This window comes from Streptomyces sp. NPDC002564 (assembly GCF_042889645.1).
Lineage (GTDB): Bacteria > Actinomycetota > Actinomycetes > Streptomycetales > Streptomycetaceae > Streptomyces.
In genome coordinates, this window is the sequence record NZ_JBIARE010000009.1 from 96,593 (window position 1) to 115,294 (window position 18,702).

Below are 18,702 nucleotides of genomic sequence, written 5' to 3' on the forward strand. Positions count from 1 at the left end.
GCCACTGTTGCACACACGGCCCATACGACCGAGAGAGTCGGCCGTATGGGCCGTACGTCGCGTGGCGACACTGCAGGACCGGGGGATTCCGGGGGCGGACAGCGGTCCGCCCCCGGAGCCGTGTCCGCCGCGAGGACGTCCGGCACCGAGAAGACCTCCGTCGCGAAGGGGCCGCGCATGCCGCCGATCATCCTCATGAACGATCCCCGCGTCGTCGACATCCCCGTGCACGACTGCGGCGAAGTCCTCGTCGACCTGCGCCACCTGCCCTTCGTCGACGTCGACGACCGCCTGGCCGACGCGGCGGGCGCCTACGCCCAGCTGCGCGAGGGCGTCACCTGGCGGCTCGCCCGCGCCGCCCGTCTGCTGCCCGACGGTCTGCGTCTGCTCATCACCGAGGGCTACCGCCCTCTCGACCTGCAGATCAAGTACTTCCAGGAGTACGCCGCCGAGCTGCGCAGGTCCCACCCCGAGTGGTCGGACGAACACCTGCACCGGCAGACGAGCCGCTCGCTCGCCCCGCCGGAGATCGCCCCGCACGTCGCGGGCGCCGCCGTCGACATCACCCTGTGCACCACGGACGGCACCGAACTCGACCTGGGCACACCGGTGAACGCCAGCCCCGAGGAGAGCGACGGCGCCTGCTACACGGACACCGCCGGGCTCTCCGCCACGGCCCGCCGCAACCGCCGCACCCTCACCGCCGCCCTGGCGACGGCGGGCCTGGTCAACTACCCCACGGAGTGGTGGCACTGGTCCTACGGCGACCGCTACTGGGCCCTCACCACCAGGGCGGCGACGGCCCGCTACGGGGCGGTGCCCTTCGCCCGACCGGGCGCCTTGGCCGACTCGCCCGGCGCGGACACCCCCTAGGCCGAGCCCAGCGGTACGTCGAGGCGGGCGCGGCGGTGGCTGAACGTGGCGAGGGAGTGCGGACCGTGGTAGCTGCCCATGCCGCTCTCGCCGACCCCGCCGAACGGCAGCTCGGGGACGCGGAGGTGGGCCATCGGCAGTCCGAAGCCGAGCCCGCCCGACGAGGTCTCGGCGGCGAGCCTGCGCCGGGTCGTCTCGTTCTCGGTGAAGCCGTAGAGGGCGAGCGGCTTGTCGCGGTCGTTGATGAAGGCGATCGCCTCGTCCAGGTCCTCGACCTCGACGACGGGCAGCACCGGGCCGAAGATCTCCTCGCGCATGACGGGGTCGTCACCGGTCACCCCGGTCAGGACGGTCGGCGCGATGTAGACGTCGTCCCGGTCGGTCCGCCCGCCGAACGCCGTCGTACCGGAGTCGAGCAGCGCGGCGACCCGGTCGAAGTGCCGCTGGTTGATCATGCGGCCGTACGCGGGGGAGGCCTGCGGGTCGTCCCCGAAGAGGCGCTCCACGGCCTCGGCGAGGGCGACCTCCAGGGCGCGGGCGGTGGCCGGGTCGGTCACGACGTAGTCCGGCGCCACGCAGGTCTGCCCGGAGTTGCGGAACTTGGCGTCGGCCAGGCGCGCGGCCACCGCCGCCACGTCGGTGTCCCGGTCCACGAACACCGGCGACTTTCCGCCCAGTTCGAGGGTGACCGGCGTCAGGTGCTCGGCGGCGGCGCGCATCACGATGCGGCCGACCGTGCCGTTGCCCGTGTAGAAGATGTGGTCGAAGCGCTGGGCGAGCAGTTCCGTGGTCTCCGGCACGCCGCCCTCGACGACGGCGACCGCCTCGGGGTCGAGGTAGGCGGGCACGAGGCGGGCCAGCAACCGCGAGGTGGCCGGGGCCAGTTCGCTCGGCTTGAGGAGGACCGCGTTCCCGGCGGCGAGGGCGCCGGCGACCGGTACGAGGGAGAGCTGTACCGGGTAGTTCCAGGGCGCGATGACCAGCACGGTGCCCAGCGGCTCGTACTGCGTACCGGCCGTGGAGCCCTCGGGGAGCCCGGCCAGGGCGGTCGGGTCGAGCTGCTGGGGCGCGAGCCACTGCGTGAGGTGGGCCAGGGTGTGGTCGATCTCGCGCACGGGGAAGTCGACCTCGACGGCGTTCGCCTCGGGGCCGGGCTTGCGCAGGTCGCTGTAGAGCGCGCCGGCGATGGCGTCGCGGTTCTCGGTGAGCAGCGCGCGGAGGCGGGTGAGCTGCTCCTGCCGCCAGGCGAGCGGCTTGGTGTGCCCGGTGGCGAAGGTGGCGCGCAGGCGGGCGACCAGGTCGGGAGTCGCTTCGGCGGGGGTGACGTCGGGGGTCGTGGCAGTGCTCATGCGGGTGGTCCTCAGGAAGTGCCGTGCAGATGTGCTGTGTGGGTGGTTCGGGGCCCGGCGGGGTCGGGCCCGGGGGTGCCGGGCCCGGGTCAGGGCGTGTCGTCCGGGCGGGCGTCGGCCGCGAACAGCCCGGTGGCGAGGGCGCGGGTGGCCGGGGCCAGCAGGTCCCGGGGCCGGGGTGCCGTCTCCAGGCCGACGACCTGCGCGACGCAGATGTCGGCGGCCCGCGCCGGCGTGACCCCCGCCGCCGTGCCCGCCTCGGTGAACAGGGCGGTCAGCAGGGCGCGCAGCTCCGTGGTGAACGACGTGCAGATGTCGCCGAACACCCGGGCCCTGGCGTCGAGCAGCTCCGCGGCGTGCGGGGAGTCCCCGGCCAGCTGGAGCACCAGGTCGAGCTTGGCGGCCAGGACGCCGTGCAGCCGTACCTCGTACGGCGTGTCCGCGGTGGCCGCGTCGCGGGCCCGCCGCAGCGCCTGCTCGTGGAGGCGCCCGGCGAGCCTGCGGAAGGCGTCGTCCTTGCCGCGCACGTACTGGTAGACCGCTGACCGGGACACGCCCATCGAGGCGGCGATGTCGTCCATCGTGGTGCGTCGCACGCCGTACCGCGTGAGGCAGTCGTAGGCGGCGTCGAGGACCTCGTCGAGCCGGTCGGTGCCCATGGGTCAGGCCAGCTTCTTGAGCAGCTCCGCCGCGAGGGGGGCGGAGGACGCCGGGTTCTGGCCGGTGACCAGATTGCGGTCGACGATCACGTACGGGGCCCAGGGCTCGCCCTCCTGGAAGTCCGCGCCGCCCTGCACCAGGCGGTCCTGGAGCAGCCACTTGGCGCGGTCGGCGAGGCCCGCCTGGGTCTCCTCGGCATTGGTGAAGCCGGTCAGGCGGTAGCCCGCGAAGGCGGGGGTGCCGTCGGCGGAGACGGCGGCGAGCAGCGCGGCGGGCGCGTGGCAGACGATCCCGAGCGGCTTGCCGGACGCCAGGGCGGCGGTGAGCAGCGCGCCCGACGTCGGGTCGACGGCGAGGTCCTCCATCGGGCCGTGTCCGCCGGGGTAGAAGACGGCGGCGTAGTCGTCGAGGCGCACCTCCGACAGCTTGACGGGGTGCTTGAGCTCGGTGAACGCGGCGAGCGACGCGGCCACCCGGTCGGCGCCCTCCTGGCCGCCGTTGACCTCGGGGGCGAGGGAGCCGCCGTCGACGGTCGGGACGACGCCGTCCGGGGTGGCGACGACGACCTCGTGCCCGGCGGCCTTGAACGCCTCGTAGGGGGCGACGGCCTCCTCGGCCCAGAAGCCGGACGGGTGGCGGGTGCCGTCGGCCAGCGTCCAGTGGTCGACGCCGGTGACCACGAAAAGGATCTTCGACATGCGGTGTTCTCCAGTTCTCCGGGGGAGGGTCCCGGCTCGGGACCGCTGGTCTGTTCACTCTGACGTTCTGGAGGCAGAACGTCAGCGCGGCCATGTCCCGAAGGTAGACCGATCGGGCATAGGTATCCAATGAGGAAAGCAATGGGAGGTATCGGAAATCCGATGGGGCTCCCGGGCGGGCGGCGCGGGCCGCGCCGACGGGGGAGACTGGGCCGCGGGATCGGCGGGGGTGTGAGGAGCGGGGTGGCACGGCAGGGGCAGGGGCAGGAGCAGGGCGTGGGTGGCGGGCGGCGTCGTGCGGGGTGCGGCCGCGCGCCCCTCGTCGCGTGCGGATCCGGTCGGGCATCCGCGGTGCCCTTGGTCCTGGACACCACGCGGCGCCTGCTGGCGCTCGACGCCGGACTCGGTGCGCGCGTCGCGGTCCACGCGGTGGACGAAGCCTTCCGCGGCGTTCCCGAGCTGTCCGCGGGGCAGGGGACGCCGTGCGCCGCGGACGGTGAACTGCTCGCCGCGCTGGCCGAGTTGTCGGAGGTGGCGGGCTGGATCCTCTTCGACGCGGGCCGCCACCGCCGGGCGCACCGGGCGAACGCGCGGGCGCTGTCGCTCGCGGAGCTCTGCGGCGACCGCTGGACGGCCCGCCTCACCCTGCTCAACCACAGCATGCTCCAGGCGCACATCGACCGCCCCCGAGCCGCCCTGGCGGCGGCGTCACGGGTGCCGGGGCCGCGCCCGCTCCCGGCCAGGGTGGGCACGCTCGTGCTGATCCGGCAGGCTCACGCCGTCGCCATGCTGGGCGGGGCCACTGCCGCCACCGATCTGCTCGCGCAAGCCCGGAGCCGCTTCCTGGACGGCGTGTCGCGAACGGACCCCGCCTGGGCGTGGTGGATCGACGAGACGGAACTCCTCGGGCACCAGGGGTGGGTTCTGGCCAGACTGCGGCACTGGGGCCACGCCGTCCCGCTCCTGCACCGGGCCGCCACGGCCACCGCGGGCCCCGCCTACCGCGGCCTGTTCGCGGCGCACCTGCTCGCGGCGTACGCGGGCGCGGGGGCGTGGCGCGACGCCGAGCAGCTCGTCGGGGAACTCGCGCCCCGGATCGCGGACACCGCCTCGGCGCGAACCGCGGAGTCCCTGGGCGCCACGGCCCTCCGGCTGCGGGGCCGGGCCGATGCCCCGGGCGCGGTGCGCGAGGCCGGGGCCCACCTCCTGGAGCTGCTCAGCGCCCGGGAGCGCCGGCCCGCAGCCCGTCCATGACGAGGTCCATGAGGCGCCCGGCGCGGGCTTCCCAGTCGCCGTGCGGGTCGATGTGCCAGAGGCCCGCGATGGCGAGCAGGAAGTCGTCGGGCGTCACCCCGGGGCGAATGGTCCCGGCCTCCTCGTTCGCCCGCAGCAGCTCGGTGACGGCCGAGGTCAGCGGGCCGGGGCCGACCCCGGCGAGGCTGCCGAGCGTGCTCGTGGCCTTGCGGATCGCGTCGGCCAGGCCCGCCTTGGCCATCGCGTACCGCACGAGGCGGTCCATCCACTCGCGCAGCGCCCGGTCGGGGGTGCGGGTGGCCAGCAGCTGGCACGCGGCGTCCGAGACCTGCTGCACCTCGTAGCGGTACACCTCCAGGACGAGCGACTCGCGGTTGGGGAAGTTCCGGTAGAAGGTGCCCTGCCCGACGCCCGCCTTCTTGGCGATGGCGCTCAGCGGCGCGTCGCTCGCGCGGGTCAGCTCCACCAGGGCGACTTCGAGGATCCGCTCGCGGTTGCGCTGCGCGTCCGAGCGCAGTGGCGCGGTCTTGTCGTGGCCCATTCGCTCCCCTTCCGCGCATCGCGGCCTGGTTGTGCCTTGCTGAGCGGACAACTGTCCGCTAAGTTCGACGACTAACGGACAGCTGTCCGCTTAGGGTCACCATACCTGCAGACCCTTTCCTTGTGGACCCCTGCCGCCCGAGCGCCACCGCTCCTCTCCTGTACAGCGCCATTTTCGTCCCATCATCTCCACCGGGACCGCCTCGATCGACGCGATTCGCGAAAGAAGGCTGCTCATGGCTCCATCGACGTCCAGTGCCGTCACCCTGAACATCAACGGCGAGAAGCACACACTGTCCGTCGACCACCGCACCACCCTGCTCGACGCGCTGCGCGAGCGGCTCGACCTGACCGGCACCAAGAAGGGGTGCGACCAAGGCCAGTGCGGGGCCTGCACGGTGCTGATCGACGGCCGCCGCGCCGTCTCCTGCCTCCAGCTCGCCGTCGCGGCCGAGGGCCGAGTGATCACGACCATCGAGGGCGTCGCGGAGGGCGACCGGCTGCACCCGGTGCAGCAGGCCTTCCTCGACCTCGACGGCTTCCAGTGCGGCTACTGCACACCGGGACAGATCTGTTCCGCGCTCGGCGCCCTCCAGGAACACGCGGACGGCTGGCCCAGCGCGGCCACCACCGACGTGCGGCCCGAGGCGGGCGTGCCCGAGCTCACCGCCGACGAGATCCGCGAGCGGATGAGCGGCAACCTGTGCCGCTGCGGCGCGTACGTGTCGATCGTGCAGGCCGTCGCCCAGGCGGCGCAGGCCGGAGAGGGAGCGGTATGAGGGACTTCGACTACCAGCGGGCGTACGACGTCCCGGGCGCGGTCGCCGTGCTCGGCACCGAGCCCGACGCCCGCTACCTCGGCGGCGGCACCAACCTCGTCGACCTGATGAAGAGCGGCGTGGAGCGGCCCGCGCTCCTCGTCGACGTCCGCGAACTGCCCCTGGACCGGATCGAGTCCACCGACGACGGCGGGCTGCGCATCGGCGCGACCGTCACCAACAGCGACCTCGCCGCCCACCCCGACGTGCGCCGTAACTACCCGGCGCTGTCGCAGGCCGTCCTCGCGGGCGCGTCCGGCCAGCTGCGGAACATGGCGACGGTCGGCGGGAACCTCCTCCAGCGCACCCGCTGCGGGTACTTCACCGACCTGTCCAAGCCCTGCAACAAGCGCGCACCGGGGACCGGCTGCCCGGCGGTCGAGGGCGAGCACCACAACCACGCGATCCTCGGCGCCACCGAGCACTGCGTCGCCGTCCACCCCTCGGACATGGGCGTGGCCCTCGCCGCCTTCGACGCCGTCGTCCACTACGAGTCGGCCGAAGGCCCCGGCGCGCTGCCGTTCGCCGACTTCTACCTGCCCGTGGGCGACACCCCGCACCTGGAGACCGCGCTGCCGTCCGGCGCGCTGATCACCCACGTCACCCTGCCGCCCGCCCCGGTCGCCGCCGTCTCCCGCTACCGCAAGGTGCGCGAGCGTGCCTCGTACGCCTTCGCCATCGGCTCGATCGCCGCCGCCCTCGACGTGCGGGACGGCGTCGTCCACGACGTGCGCATCGGCCTCGGCGCGGTCGCCTCACGGCCGTGGCGCGCCCGCGAGGCCGAGCGGGCGCTCATCGGCGGACCCGCGGACGCCGACGCGTTCGCCGCCGCGGCCGACGCCGAACTGGCCGCCGCCCGCGCCCTGCCCCACAACGGCTACAAGGTGACGCTCACGCGCAACCTCGTGGTGGCCCAGCTGACCGAACTGACCGAGGAGGCCACCCGATGACCACCACCACCGCAACCACCGCGGTGACGGGCGCCGTCGGCACGTCGCACACCCGCATCGAGGGCGTCGCCAAGGTCACCGGCGCGGCCCGCTACGCCGGCGAACTGCCCTTCGCCGACCTCGCCCACGGCTGGCTGGTGCTGTCCACCATCGCCCGCGGCCGGGTCCGCGAGATCGAGGCGGATCCCGTCCTGCGGATGCCCGGTGTCCTGGCCGTGCTGCACCACGGGAACGCACCGCGGGTCGACGCGGACTACGTGGGCATGCTGGGCCGCCCCGACCCGATCGCCGAGGCCTTCCAGCACGACCGGGTGCCCTTCATGGGCTGGCCGGTGGCCCTCGTCGTCGCCGAGACGTCCGAGCAGGCCAGGGAGGCCGCCGAGGCGCTGGTGGTGCACTACGAGCAGGAGCCGCACGACATCGCGTTCTCCGCCGGACGCCCGGGCACGTACACGCCGGACGGCGAGGGGATGCGTACGGAGAAGGGCGACCTGGAGGCGCAGCTCGCCGCGTCCGCGCACGTCGTGGACGCCGAGTACAGCACGCCCGAAGAGCACCACATCTCGATGGAGCCGCACGCCGCGACGGCCCGCTGGGACAACGGCCGCCTGGAGGTCGTCGACTCCAACCAGGGCAGCACCTGGGTGGCCGACGAACTGGCCAAGCTGTTCTCGCTCGACCCGTCCTCGGTGCGCGTGCTCTCCGAGCACGTCGGCGGCGCCTTCGGCTCCAAGGGCCTGCGCATCCACCAGATCCTCGCGGTGATGGCGGCGACCACCCTCGACCGGCCGGTCCGCGTCGTCATGACGCGCCGCCAGATGTTCTCGCTCGCCGGCTACCGCAGCCCGACCGCGCAGCGCGTCCGCCTGGGCGCCGACCCCGAGGGACGGCTGCTCGCCTTCGACCACCAGGGGCACAACCTCTCCTCGACCGTCCACGAGTTCGTCGAGACGAGCGCCGCGTTCGGCCGACCGATGTACGCGGCCGACGCGCACCACACCGTCAGCCGTGTCGTACGCCTCGACGTGCCGACCCCCACCTATGTGCGGGCCCCCGGCGAGGCGCCCGGCTCGTTCGCCGTGGAGTCCGCGATCGACGAGCTCGCCGAGAAGTGTGGCGTGGACCCGATCGCGCTGCGGGTGCGCAACGAACCCGCCGTGGGCCCCGTGTCGGGCCTGCCCTTCAGCAGCCGCAATCTGCTCGCCTGCTTCGACGAGGGTGCCCGCAGGTTCGGCTGGGCGGACCGCGACCCGCGCCCCGGGCTGCGCCGCGAGGGCCGCTGGCTGCTCGGCACCGGCACGGCCGCGTCCGCCTTCCCGGTGCTCGTCGCCCCGAGCTCGGCGGCCGTGACGGCGGAGGCCGACGACACCTTCACCGTCCGCATCACCGCCGCCGACGTCGGCACCGGCGCTCGGACCGCCCTCACGCTCATCGCGGCGGACGCCCTCGCGGTGACCCCGGAGCGGGTGCGGGTCCGCATCGCCGACAGCGACTTCGGCCCCGCGATGGTCGCCGGCGGTTCCATGGGCACCCGCTCCTGGGGCTGGGCGATCAATCTCGCGGCGCGCGAGCTGCGGGAGAAGCTGGTGCCCGGCGGTCAGATCCCGCCGGAGGGCATCACGGCGCGGGCCGACACCAACGAGGTCGTCGCCGCGCTCTCCCAGAAGGAACGTCACTCCTTCGGCGCGCAGTTCGCCGAGGTGGCCGTGGACACCGCCACCGGCGAGGTGCGCGTGCGGCGCCTGCTCGGCATCTTCGCCGCGGGCCGCATCGTCAACCCCCTCACCGCGCGCAGCCAGTTCGTCGGCGGCATGACGTGGGGCCTGTCCATGGCACTGCACGAGGAGGCGGTCCGGGACCAGGCCTCGGGCGGCCTGGTGAGCCCGGACCTCGCGGGCTACCACGTCGCGGCGAACGCCGACGTGCCGGACATCGAGGCGGACTGGGTGGCGGACCCCGACGAGGACGACCCGGTCGGCATCAAGGGCATCGGCGAGATCGGCATCGTGGGCACCGCGGCGGCGATCGCCAACGCGGTCTGGCACGCGACGGGCGTCCGCCACCGAACCCTGCCGATCCGGCCCGACCGGGTCCTGCTCGCGGGGGCCGGGCACGGGGAAGCCGCCCGTGCTTGACATCGCCGAGGACCTGAACCGCTGGGTCGAGGAGGGCCGGGACTTCGCCGTCGCCACCGTCGTCACCGTCGGCGGCAGCGCACCGCGCGGTCCCGGCGCCGCGATGGCCGTGGACGGCGAAGGCACCGTCATCGGCTCCGTCTCCGGCGGCTGCGTGGAGGGCGCGGTGTACGACCTGTGCGTCCAGGCCCTCCAGGACGGCGAGGCCACCGTGGAACGGTTCGGCTACAGCGACGAGGACGCCTTCGCGGTCGGTCTGACCTGCGGCGGAGTCATCGAGGTCCTCGTCGCGCCGGTGAGCGTGGACGCGCCGGACAGGGCGGTGTACGCCGCCGCCCTGTCCCGCGCCGCGAGCGGCGGGGCCGCCGCCCTGGCCCGGGTGTTCCGCGGCCCGGCCGAACTCCTCGGCAGGCCCCTGGTGGTGAGCTCCGGCGGGCCCGGGGACGCCCTGCCGGGTGACACGTACGAGGGAACGCTCGGCGGGCACCCCGAGCTGGACCGCACCGCGGTGGGCGAGAGCCGCGCCCTCCTGGCGGCCGGACGCACCGCGGAGTTCGTCGTCTCGGAGAGCGGCGCGCACTGCGGGAGCGCGGTGACGGTGCTCGTCGAGTCGAGCGTGCCGCCGCCCCGCATGATCGTGTTCGGGGCGGTCGACTTCGCGGCGGCGCTGGTCCGCACGGGCAAGTTCCTGGGTTACCACGTGACGGTCTGCGACGCCCGCCCGGTCTTCGCCACCCCGGCGCGCTTCCCGGAGGCCGACGAGGTCGTGGTCGAGTGGCCGCACCGCTACCTCCGGCGCACCGCCACCGACGGCCGCACCGCGCTGTGCGTACTCACCCATGACGCGAAGTTCGACGTGCCGCTCCTCGCGGCGGCGCTGCGGCTGCCCGTGGCGTTCGTCGGCGCGATGGGCTCGCGACGCACCCACGAGGACCGCAACCGCAGGCTGCGCGAGGTGGGCGTCACCGAGGACGAACTGGCCGCGCTCCGCTCGCCGATCGGCCTCGATCTCGGGGCACGCACCCCCGAGGAGACCGCCCTGTCCATCGCCGCGGAGATCGTCGCGACACGGCAGGGCGGCACCGGCCGGCCGTTGACGGGCGCCCGGACGCCGATCCACCACGACCGGCCGAAGGGCCCTTCCCCGCGGGCGGGCGCGGTGGCCTGAACGGGGGAGAACTCCTGTTCACAGGGGTGAAAGAGGATCGAGCGCAGGTCCAACAAGGCGTAAGGAAAGCCGAGTTGCCACCCGGTCAGGCGCACCCCCGGGTGAAACGTGCGGTGTTGACGGCGGCCACGGATCACCCGAGCCCGTTCCGGAGGGCACCTCGGATGCGTACCGTGTAACCGTTCAGCCACATCGGGTAGCGGTGCGGCGGACGCGGTACGAAGGGGGTGCGTGAGGATGGACACCGCTCCTGCCCTGCGAGCCGTGGGGCAGATGCGGCCTGGGGATCATCTCGTCCTCGGCTATCGCACGGACGAGGAACGCGAGGCGGTGCTCGCCGCGTTCCTCATGGACGCCCTGGCCGGCGGCCAGCGCGGGCTGCTCCTCACCTCGGTCGACGAACAGCCGTCCGTTTTGCTCGACTTCCTGCGGCGCGAAGGGTGTGACGTGGCGGGCGCGCTGGCCGCGGGCAGACTGCGGACCGTGCCGCGGCCGGTCGGGGCCGGCGATCCGCGCGGCCTCGACGACCTGGTGCGCCGCGAGGTCGAGGCCGCGGTGACCGACGGATTCCTGGGACTGCGGGTCGCGCTGGAGGTGACGCCCGACGAGGGTGCCGAACGGCCCGAGGACCTCTGCGGCGCCGAGCGGCGCCTCGGGGCCGTCTTCGCCACGCTGCCCGCGCTCGGCCTGTGCCAGTACGACCGCCGCCGCCTCGCCCCGCGCGACCAGGCGGCGCTCGACGCGCTGCACGACGGCACAGCGGTCGCCGACGACGTCTGGCAGGACGAACTGCTGCGCATCACGCGGACGTTCACCCCGCCCGGCCTCGCCCTGTGCGGCGAGGTCGACGACACGAACGTCACCGCGCTCGCCCGCGCCCTGCGCACCGAGACCGAGCGCGCCACCGGCCGCACCGACGACCCGCACCACACCCGGCTCGATCTGCGCGGCCTCACCTTCATCGACGTGTGCGCGCTGCGGCTGCTCGTGTTCACCGGCCTCGGCCTGTACGCGCTGGGCGGCGGCCTGATCCTCGACGGCGTCGCCCCGCACGTGCGCCGCGTCCTGCGCGTCACCGGCTGGGACCGGATCCCCGGCCTGGACATGGGAAAGGGCCACGACGAGTCATGACTGGCACCGGCTTCGTCCACCAGGCGCTGTGCTATGCCTCGGACGAGGAGTTCCTTTCCGGCACGGCCGACTTCGTCCGCGACGGACTCGTCGCGGACGACGCGGTCCTCGTCGTGGTCCGCGCGGACAACATCGCCCTGCTGCGCGACGCCCTCGGCGCCGCCGCCCGGGAGGTCGACTTCGTCGACGCCCTGGACTGGTACCACTTCCCGTCCCGCACCCTGGGCCGGTACAACGACTACTGCACCGCCCGCGACGAAGGCGGCGCCCGGCGCGTCCGCGTCATCGGCGAACCGCTGTGGACAGGGCGCAGCCCCGCCGAGGAGCGGGAGTGGATGCGCTACGAATCCCTGGTCAACGTGGCGTTCGCCGACTCCGGCCACTGGATCGTGTGCCCCTACGACGCCCGGATCCTGCCCGAAGCGGTGATCGCGGGAGCCCTGCGGACCCACCCGCAGGTCACCCTCGCCGCGGCCGAAGGGGACGTCGACGGAGGCAGGGGCACGCTCGACGCCCCCTACACCGACCCGGCCGACTTCTACGCCGAGTGCGACGCGCTCTCCCGCACCTCGCCGCACGAGCCCCGACCTGCCGCACCACCGCGCGAAGTGCCCTTCGTGCGGGGCGAGTCGGTGGCCGTACGGCTGGCCGCGGCCGAGTACGCGCGGCGCTGCCGCCTCACCGACGGCCGCGCCCGCGACGTGGCGGCGGCCGTCCACGAAGCGGTCCTCAACGCCGTCCGCTTCGGCGGCGGGCGGGGCGTGCTGCGGCTGTGGAACGACGCCGAGTGGGTGGTGTTCGAGGTGGCCGACCAGGGCGGAGGCCACCCCGCGAGGCCGCTGCGGGAGGCGGGCTTCCTGGGGCACGTGCCGCCCGACCCGCAGGCGGCGCGCGGCCACGGCCTGTGGGTGGTGCGCCAGTTGAGCGATCTGGTCACCGAGCGGATCGACGAGGACGGGGCGGTGGTGCGGATCCACTTCCGGCGGTGAGCGCCCGCGTGGCGATCACGCCGGTCGGACGGCTGGCGTCGCTCCGCCCGGTGACGGAGACTGCGCCGGGTCGATCCGTACTCGCCACGGAAGGTGCGCCCGCATGCCCGAACCGACGACCCCCGGCGCCGCAGTGATCCGCACCGGGCCGATCCGCTACGCCACCGCCGCACGCTTCGCCCGCCCGCGCCCGGTCGCTGCGGGCGACACCCGCCCGTCCAGCGGCGAGATCTGCCCGCAGCCGCCCTCCCGCCTCGACGCGGTGATGGGCCCGCCCCTGGACGTCCGCCCGCAGGGCGAGGACTGTCTCCACCTGACGATCGCCACCCCGGCCCGCGACACGGCGGCCAGACCCGTGCTCGTGTGGCTGCACGGCGGCGGGTTCAGCAGCGGCGCGGGGCTCATGGACTGGTACGACGGAGCGGTCCTCGCCGCGGAGGGCGACGTGGTCGTCGTCGGCGTCAACTACCGTCTCGGAGCGCTCGGGTACCTCTGCCTCGACGGGGTCAGCGAAGGGAACCTCGGCCTGTACGACCAGGTGGAGGCGCTGCGCTGGGTGCGGGAGCACATAGCCGACTACGGCGGCGACCCCGCCGACGTCACCGTGATCGGCCAGTCGGCCGGCGGCATCTCCGTCCGCCTCCTGCTGGAGCTCCCCGAGGCGCGCGGCCTCTTCCACCGAGCCGTCCTGCAGAGCGCGCCCTGCGAGATCACCGCCCGCCCGCACAAGGAGTCCCTCGCCCTCGGCCGCTTCTTCGCCGACGCGCTCGGCACCGACCCGCGTACGGCCGACGTCCCGGCGGTCCTCGCGGCGCAGCGCGAGACCGCGCTGGCGCACCTGCGCGACGCGGGCCGCACGATGGAGCCCGCGTTCATCCCGGTGGAGGGCATCGACCCGATCCCCGCACCCGGCGCCTCGTTCGACGACAACGTACGCGGCCTCGACGTCCTGTACGGCTGGAACGCCGACGACATGACCGTGTTCGGCGGTCCCGGCGAGGACGCCGCGCAGCGCACCCGCGAGGTGTACGAGCAGCCGCTCGCCCGCCTCGGCGAGCGGCTCGTGCGCGCCGGTGCCCGGGTGCACGCGTACCGCCTCGACTGGCGGCCCGCCGGGTCGCCGTTCGGCGCCGCGCACTGCCTGGAACTGCCGCTGCTCTTCGGCACCCGCGACGCCTGGCGCGCCTCGCCCATGCTGGGCAACACCCCGTGGGAGGAGACCGACCGCCTCGGCAGGGCACTGCGCGCCTCCTGGACCGCCTTCGCCCGCACCGGCACACCCGGCCCCACCACGGCACCGCTGCTCTGCGCGCCGGTCCAGGCCTCGGGCACCGCCTGATCGGCCGGTCCGGCGCGCGGGGCGCCTCGCGCGCGGCCGGACGTCACACAGGCAGCAACCGTGCGATCAGCGCGCCGAGCTGGCGGGCGTTGCGGCACTCGTGCATCTCCACCAGCTCGGCGTACGCGTACGCCGCCGAGTCCCCGGTCGACCACTGCGCGCGCCGCTCGGGGTTGAGCCAGTACACCTGGCGGGCCCGCCCGGTGATCTGCCGCAGCGCGGGCAGGTTCGGGTCGCTCATGTTGGTGCGCGCGTCCCCCAGGACGAAGACCGTGGCGCGCGGTCCGACCGCGTCGAGGTACCGCTCGGCGAACTCCCCGAGGGACGTCCCGTAGTCGCTGCTGCCGTGCCAGCCGGTGACCGCCGCCCGCCCGAGGATCCTGCCGCCGAGCCCCGCCGGGTCGGCGGCGCCGTGCGTGAGCAGCCCGGTGACCTCGTCGACCCGGTTGACGAAGGCGAACACCCGTACCTTGCTGAACTGGTCGTGCAACGCCTGGACCAGCAGCATCGTGAAGTTCGCGAAGCCCGCGACCGAACCGGACACGTCGCACAGCAGCACCAGCTCGGGGCGCGCGGGCCGGCGCCTGCGCAGCACCGGGCGCATCGGCACCCCGCCGGTCGACAGCGAGCCCCGCAGGGTGCGGCGCAGGTCGATGGTGCCGCGCGCGGCCCTTCTGCGGCGGGCGGCGAGCCGGGTCGCGAGCTTCCTGGCCAGCGGATGGACCGTCCTGCGCAGTTCGTCCAGATGGGCGCGGCCCGCCAGCAGGAAGTCGACACGGTCCGCGGTGGTCGCCACGGCCCGTCGTGCGATCTCCTGCGTGCCGCGCCGCTCGGCGACCCTGCGGCGCGCCTCGATGCGCACGAGGTCGCGGAACGCCTCGATCCGGCGCCTGATCTCGTCCGCCTCCAGACGGTCCGTGAACGCCGCCTCCCCGGTCCGCTGCCCGGAGGGCCCCGCACGCAGGGCGGCGAGCACCCGCGTGAGCAGCGTCTCCGGCCGCAGTCGGCTCAGGGTCTGGTACGAGGACCAGCCGTCCGAGCCCGATGACCCCGGTGCCCCCGACGCCCCCGACGACGGGGTGCCGTACCCGCCGAAGCCGTCGACCGCTTCGCCCGCGAGAGCGCCGAGGAGGGCACGGTCGTTCGCGGCGAGCGCGGCGACCAGACGCTCGCGCAGGGCGTTCCGGGCGGCGTCGTCGCCGTCCTCGCGCGGCCCGTCGGTCCCGTCCGGCGCGCCGACGCCGAGCGGGAAGTACAGGTCGAAGACCGGGTCGAACACCGCGCGCTGGCTCTCCTGGTGGAGCAACGCGGCGGCCAGGCCCTCCCTGACGCGCTCCCGGTCCGCGAGGCCGAGGACCTCCAGGGCGGCCGCCGCGTCGACGCTCTCGCCCGGTCCGATGCGCAGACCGTGCGAACGGAGGGTGTGGACGAGTCCGGTGAGACGGCCGGTGAGTCCGTCGGAGGGGAGCCCGGCCGGGCCCGCGGGCGGCGCCGTCACACGGCGTCCAGGTCGAGTTTGGCGGTGGCCTTCAGCACGTCGTCCTGATGCTTGAGGACGACGCCCAGGCTGTCGCGCACGACGGCCTCGTCGAGCGTGTCGGCGCCGAGCGCGAGCAGGGTGCGGGCCCAGTCGATGGTCTCCGCGACCGAGGGCACCTTGCGCAGGTCCATGGCGCGCAGCGCGCCGATCACCCGCACCACCGACGCGACGAGCGCCTCGTCGAGGCCCGGCACCTTCATGCGGACGATGCGGCGCTCCAACTCCTCCTCGGGGAAACCGATGTGGAGGAACAGGCAGCGGCGGCGCAGCGCCTCGGACAGCTCGCGGCTCGCGTTGGACGTGAGGACGACGAACGGACGGCGCTCCGCGCTGATCGTGCCCAGCTCCGGCACGGTGACCTGGAAGTCGCTGAGCACCTCCAGGAGCAGGCCCTCGACCTCCACGTCGGCCTTGTCCGTCTCGTCGATGAGCAGCACCTTCGGCTCGTCGCCGCGGATCGCGGTGAGCAGCGGCCGGGAGAGCAGGAACTCCTCGCCGAAGATGTCGGTGCGCGCCTGGTCCCACGACTCGTCGCGGCCCGCGGTGATACGCAGGAGCTGCTTGGCGTGGTTCCACTCGTACAGCGCGCGCGACTCGTCGACGCCCTCGTAGCACTGCAGCCGGACGAGCCGTGCGTCCGCGACCTCGGCGACGGCCTTGGCCAGCTCCGTCTTGCCGACCCCGGCCGGGCCCTCCACCAGGAGGGGCTTGCCGAGCCGGTCCGCGAGGAAGACGGTGGTGGCGACGGCGGGCGAGGCCAGATAGCCCGTCCCGGCCAGACGGGCCGCGACGTCGTCGACGGACGTGAAGTACCCGGTGGTCATGGGGTGTTCTCCCGGTGCTTGGGTTTCCGCGGGCGCCCCCGCGCCTCGTACCCGATCAGGTGGGCCCGCCCGACCACAACGGCCCGGCGCCGTTTGCGTCGAACGTCACGTCCACCGGTGGCCGGTCCTTGCTGCTGGGTCTCATGGTGAGACTCTCGAACGCGGTGCCGCGACTTCGTATGCTGATGCCATGAGGCGGACATCCTTTGCGAACTGGCCGTGTTCCATCGCCCGCACGATGGACCTGCTCGGCGACTGGTGGACGCCGCTCGTCCTGCGCGAGGCCTTCTACGGCATCCAGCGCTTCGACGCCTTCCAGCGTGAGCTCGGCATCGCGCGCAACACCCTCACCGACCGGCTGCGCCGCCTGGTCGACGAAGGCCTCCTCGAGAAGCGGGCCTACCAGCGCGACCCGGTGCGGCACGACTACGTCCTCACGGAGAAGGGCCGCGACTTCTTCGGCGTCCTCGCCGCGATGAACAGCTGGGGCGACCGCTGGCTGAGCGGCGAGGAGGGCGCGCCGGTCGTCTTCCACCACGACCGCTGCGGCCACGACAGCCACGCCGAAGTGGTCTGCGCCGACTGCAAGGAGCCGATGACGGCCGCGAACACGAGCGTGCGCCTGGGCCCCGGCTATCCGCCCCGGCTCGCCGAACGCCCGGACGTGCGGGCCAGATTCAGCCGCTGACGGACCGGGCGCCGCCCTGCGCGTGCGTCCGGCGTCGACCCTTGACGAGTGAGTTCATCTACGCAACTCTCAAGGCCAGCGACTATGTGGAGGGCAGGCGTCGATGGAGTGGACGGGTGTGCGTTACGCGGACGGGCCGACCGTCGAGGTGGACGGGAGGATCTCCGCGTCACCGGAGCGGGTGTGGGAGCTGGTCTCCGACATCGGCCTGATGCCCGCGCTGAGCGGTGAGCTGCAGTCGGTCGCGTGGCTGGACGGGGCGAGCGGGCCCGCGCCCGGCGCCCGCTTCACCGGCCGCAGCAGGCACGCGTCGCTGGGGGAGTGGGAGACCACGTCGTACGTCGTCGCCTGCGCGGCGCCGCGCGAGTTCGCCTGGGCGGTGGGCGACCCCGAACGGCCCAGCGCCCTGTGGCGGTTCAGCCTCGCCGCGCAGGACGACGGCGGCACGCTCCTGACGCAGTGGATGCGGATGGGCCCGGGCCGCTCGGGCCTCTCGTACGCGATCGAGCGGATGCCGGACAAGGAGCAGAAGATCGTGTTCGTACGGCTGCGGGAGTTCGAGCGGAGCATGACCGCCACCGTCGCCGCGATCAAGGGGCTGGCGGAGGGCACGTCGACCGTGACGGAGGTGCGCGCCTGATGCGTACGTCGACGACGATCGAGGCATCCGGCCCGAACTGGCGGGAGACCGTCGACTTCGTCACCGAGGCCGAGAAGCTGGGCATGGACATCTGCTGGGTGGCGGAGGCGTGGGGTGCCGAAGCGCCCTCCCCGCTCGGCTATCTCGCGGCCCGCACCGAGCGGATGCTGCTGGGGTCGGGGATCATCCAGCTCGCCACCCGCACCCCGGTCGCCATCGCGCGGGCGGCCCTCACGCTCGCGCACCTCTCCGAGGGCCGCTTCCTGCTGGGCCTCGGCCCCTCCGGACCGCAGGTCATCGAGGGCCTGCACGGGGTGCCGTTCGCGCGCCCGCTGACCCGGATGCGGGAGACCGTCGACATCGTGCGGCGGGCGGTGTCCGGCGAGAAGATCACCTACGAGGGGCGGGAGTTCACCGTGCCGCTGCCCGGCGGCGAGGCCCGGCCCATGCGCCTGGCGCTGGGTGTCGAGCACGATCTGCCGGTCTACCTCGCCACGCTCTCGCCGAAGATGCTCCGCCTGACGGGCGAGGTCGCGGACGGCTGGCTCGGCACCAGCTTCGTGCCCGAGGGCGCGAAGGCGGCCTACTTCGACCACCTGGACGCCGGCCTCGCCGCGGCCGGACGGGTCCGGGCCGACCTGGACATCTGCCAGGGTGCCGAAGTGGCGTTCGCGGCCGACGAGGACGCCCTGCGGGCCATGGTCGCCGGACGCAAGAAGGAGCTCGCCTTCAGCCTCGGCGGAATGGGATCCGCCTCGACCAACTTCTACAACGGCGCCTACAGCAGGCAGGGCTGGGCCGACGTCGCCGCGGCGGTCCGCGAACGCTGGCAGGCCGGTGACCGCGAGGGTGCCGCCGACCTCGTCACCGACGAGATGGTCCTCGCGACGACGCTGATCGGCACGGAGGAGATGGTGCGCGAGCGGCTGCGGGTCTGGCGCGCGGCGGGCGTCGACACCGTCCGCCTCTATCCGGCGGGCGACACCCTCGAGGCCCGGCTCGCCACGCTGGGCCGGGCCATCGAGCTCGTCCGCGAGACGCCGGAGACACCGGAGACGCCCGAGACGCCTGAGGCGTAAGCGGCTCGACCCGTCGGCCGGGCCCGG

The 18,702-nt window shown here is 74.0% G+C and carries 18 protein-coding genes; 12 read left to right on the plus strand and 6 right to left on the minus strand.

What is annotated here, in order from left to right:
* Positions 1-177: 177 nt before the first annotated feature.
* Entirely contained in the window at positions 178-873 is a 696-nt protein-coding gene (locus ACFYXE_RS28530) for a M15 family metallopeptidase (RefSeq protein WP_389317070.1), read from the plus strand.
* Here the strand turns inward: ACFYXE_RS28530 and ACFYXE_RS28535 are convergent.
* The 3 genes from ACFYXE_RS28535 to ACFYXE_RS28545 all read right to left on the minus strand — a co-directional run bounded on the left by ACFYXE_RS28535 (position 870) and on the right by ACFYXE_RS28545 (position 3,580).
* Entirely contained in the window at positions 870-2,222 is a 1,353-nt protein-coding gene (locus ACFYXE_RS28535) for an aldehyde dehydrogenase family protein (RefSeq protein ID WP_389317073.1), read from the minus strand. The genes ACFYXE_RS28530 and ACFYXE_RS28535 overlap by 4 nt on opposite strands.
* Positions 2,223-2,311: 89 nt before the next feature.
* A complete protein-coding gene (locus ACFYXE_RS28540; protein ID WP_389317076.1) occupies positions 2,312-2,881 on the minus strand; it encodes a TetR/AcrR family transcriptional regulator in 570 nt (189 codons plus the stop codon).
* A gap of 3 nt (positions 2,882-2,884) precedes the next feature.
* Positions 2,885-3,580, minus strand: coding sequence for a type 1 glutamine amidotransferase domain-containing protein (locus ACFYXE_RS28545; RefSeq protein ID WP_361181123.1), 696 nt, complete (start codon positions 3,578-3,580; stop codon positions 2,885-2,887).
* A gap of 351 nt (positions 3,581-3,931) precedes the next feature.
* Here ACFYXE_RS28545 and ACFYXE_RS28550 point away from each other — a divergent pair, with 351 nt between their 5' ends.
* Positions 3,932-4,834 (plus strand): DNA-binding protein, encoded by a 903-nt coding sequence (locus ACFYXE_RS28550; RefSeq protein ID WP_389317080.1) that lies wholly within the window; start codon positions 3,932-3,934, stop codon positions 4,832-4,834.
* On the opposite strand, the gene ACFYXE_RS28555 is transcribed toward ACFYXE_RS28550, so the two are convergent.
* Entirely contained in the window at positions 4,797-5,375 is a 579-nt protein-coding gene (locus tag ACFYXE_RS28555; RefSeq protein WP_389317083.1) for a TetR/AcrR family transcriptional regulator, read from the minus strand. The two genes, ACFYXE_RS28550 and ACFYXE_RS28555, sit on opposite strands and share 38 nt — an antisense overlap.
* A 235-nt stretch (positions 5,376-5,610) precedes the next feature.
* Here ACFYXE_RS28555 and ACFYXE_RS28560 point away from each other — a divergent pair, with 235 nt between their 5' ends.
* The 7 genes from ACFYXE_RS28560 to ACFYXE_RS28590 all read left to right on the plus strand — a co-directional run bounded on the left by ACFYXE_RS28560 (position 5,611) and on the right by ACFYXE_RS28590 (position 13,904).
* Positions 5,611-6,153 (plus strand): 2Fe-2S iron-sulfur cluster-binding protein, encoded by a 543-nt coding sequence (locus ACFYXE_RS28560; RefSeq protein ID WP_361180852.1) that lies wholly within the window; start codon positions 5,611-5,613, stop codon positions 6,151-6,153.
* On the plus strand, positions 6,150-7,142 hold the full coding sequence (locus tag ACFYXE_RS28565) for an FAD binding domain-containing protein (RefSeq protein ID WP_389317088.1): 993 nt from the start codon (positions 6,150-6,152) through the stop codon (positions 7,140-7,142). Before ACFYXE_RS28560 ends, ACFYXE_RS28565 begins: the two co-directional genes overlap by 4 nt.
* Entirely contained in the window at positions 7,139-9,277 is a 2,139-nt protein-coding gene (locus ACFYXE_RS28570; protein WP_389317091.1) for a xanthine dehydrogenase family protein molybdopterin-binding subunit, read from the plus strand. Before ACFYXE_RS28565 ends, ACFYXE_RS28570 begins: the two co-directional genes overlap by 4 nt.
* Positions 9,270-10,445, plus strand: a complete 1,176-nt coding sequence (locus ACFYXE_RS28575; protein WP_389317095.1) for an XdhC family protein — start codon at positions 9,270-9,272, stop codon at positions 10,443-10,445. Before ACFYXE_RS28570 ends, ACFYXE_RS28575 begins: the two co-directional genes overlap by 8 nt.
* Positions 10,446-10,682: 237 nt before the next feature.
* Positions 10,683-11,576 (plus strand): MEDS domain-containing protein, encoded by an 894-nt coding sequence (locus ACFYXE_RS28580; protein WP_389317098.1) that lies wholly within the window; start codon positions 10,683-10,685, stop codon positions 11,574-11,576.
* Positions 11,573-12,565, plus strand: a complete 993-nt coding sequence (locus ACFYXE_RS28585; RefSeq protein WP_389317101.1) for an anti-sigma factor RsbA family regulatory protein — start codon at positions 11,573-11,575, stop codon at positions 12,563-12,565. Before ACFYXE_RS28580 ends, ACFYXE_RS28585 begins: the two co-directional genes overlap by 4 nt.
* A gap of 103 nt (positions 12,566-12,668) precedes the next feature.
* Positions 12,669-13,904: a carboxylesterase family protein gene (locus ACFYXE_RS28590; protein WP_389317104.1), complete on the plus strand. Its 1,236-nt coding sequence runs from the start codon at positions 12,669-12,671 to the stop codon at positions 13,902-13,904.
* A gap of 43 nt (positions 13,905-13,947) precedes the next feature.
* On the opposite strand, the gene ACFYXE_RS28595 is transcribed toward ACFYXE_RS28590, so the two are convergent.
* A complete protein-coding gene (locus ACFYXE_RS28595; RefSeq protein ID WP_389317107.1) occupies positions 13,948-15,402 on the minus strand; it encodes a VWA domain-containing protein in 1,455 nt (484 codons plus the stop codon).
* Entirely contained in the window at positions 15,399-16,268 is an 870-nt protein-coding gene (locus tag ACFYXE_RS28600; RefSeq protein ID WP_389317110.1) for an AAA family ATPase, read from the minus strand. Before ACFYXE_RS28600 ends, ACFYXE_RS28595 begins: the two co-directional genes overlap by 4 nt.
* Before the next feature lie 190 nt (positions 16,269-16,458).
* On the opposite strand from ACFYXE_RS28600, the gene ACFYXE_RS28605 reads away from it, so the two are divergent.
* The 3 genes from ACFYXE_RS28605 (at position 16,459) to ACFYXE_RS28615 (ending at position 18,675) form a co-directional block, all read left to right on the plus strand.
* Complete coding sequence (locus tag ACFYXE_RS28605; RefSeq protein WP_361180998.1) at positions 16,459-16,956, plus strand: helix-turn-helix domain-containing protein; 498 nt, start codon at positions 16,459-16,461, stop codon at positions 16,954-16,956.
* Positions 16,957-17,059: 103 nt separating this feature from the next.
* Positions 17,060-17,596: an SRPBCC family protein gene (locus ACFYXE_RS28610; RefSeq protein ID WP_389317114.1), complete on the plus strand. Its 537-nt coding sequence runs from the start codon at positions 17,060-17,062 to the stop codon at positions 17,594-17,596.
* Positions 17,596-18,675: an LLM class flavin-dependent oxidoreductase gene (locus ACFYXE_RS28615; RefSeq protein WP_389317117.1), complete on the plus strand. Its 1,080-nt coding sequence runs from the start codon at positions 17,596-17,598 to the stop codon at positions 18,673-18,675. Before ACFYXE_RS28610 ends, ACFYXE_RS28615 begins: the two co-directional genes overlap by 1 nt.
* Positions 18,676-18,702: the final 27 nt, after the last annotated feature.

Bases quoted from the DNA above. Each gene is read 5' to 3' on its own strand.
- ACFYXE_RS28530 (WP_389317070.1), top strand. From the start codon at position 178: ATGCCGCCGATCATCCTCATGAACGATCCCCGCGTCGTCGACATCCCC.
- ACFYXE_RS28535 (WP_389317073.1), bottom strand. From the start codon at position 2,222: ATGAGCACTGCCACGACCCCCGACGTCACCCCCGCCGAAGCGACTCCC.
- ACFYXE_RS28540 (WP_389317076.1), bottom strand. From the start codon at position 2,881: ATGGGCACCGACCGGCTCGACGAGGTCCTCGACGCCGCCTACGACTGC.
- ACFYXE_RS28545 (WP_361181123.1), bottom strand. From the start codon at position 3,580: ATGTCGAAGATCCTTTTCGTGGTCACCGGCGTCGACCACTGGACGCTG.
- ACFYXE_RS28555 (WP_389317083.1), bottom strand. From the start codon at position 5,375: ATGGGCCACGACAAGACCGCGCCACTGCGCTCGGACGCGCAGCGCAAC.
- ACFYXE_RS28560 (WP_361180852.1), top strand. From the start codon at position 5,611: ATGGCTCCATCGACGTCCAGTGCCGTCACCCTGAACATCAACGGCGAG.
- ACFYXE_RS28565 (WP_389317088.1), top strand. From the start codon at position 6,150: ATGAGGGACTTCGACTACCAGCGGGCGTACGACGTCCCGGGCGCGGTC.
- ACFYXE_RS28570 (WP_389317091.1), top strand. From the start codon at position 7,139: ATGACCACCACCACCGCAACCACCGCGGTGACGGGCGCCGTCGGCACG.
- ACFYXE_RS28580 (WP_389317098.1), top strand. From the start codon at position 10,683: ATGGACACCGCTCCTGCCCTGCGAGCCGTGGGGCAGATGCGGCCTGGG.
- ACFYXE_RS28585 (WP_389317101.1), top strand. From the start codon at position 11,573: ATGACTGGCACCGGCTTCGTCCACCAGGCGCTGTGCTATGCCTCGGAC.
- ACFYXE_RS28590 (WP_389317104.1), top strand. From the start codon at position 12,669: ATGCCCGAACCGACGACCCCCGGCGCCGCAGTGATCCGCACCGGGCCG.
- ACFYXE_RS28600 (WP_389317110.1), bottom strand. From the start codon at position 16,268: ATGACCACCGGGTACTTCACGTCCGTCGACGACGTCGCGGCCCGTCTG.
- ACFYXE_RS28605 (WP_361180998.1), top strand. From the start codon at position 16,459: ATGAGGCGGACATCCTTTGCGAACTGGCCGTGTTCCATCGCCCGCACG.
- ACFYXE_RS28610 (WP_389317114.1), top strand. From the start codon at position 17,060: ATGGAGTGGACGGGTGTGCGTTACGCGGACGGGCCGACCGTCGAGGTG.
- ACFYXE_RS28615 (WP_389317117.1), top strand. From the start codon at position 17,596: ATGCGTACGTCGACGACGATCGAGGCATCCGGCCCGAACTGGCGGGAG.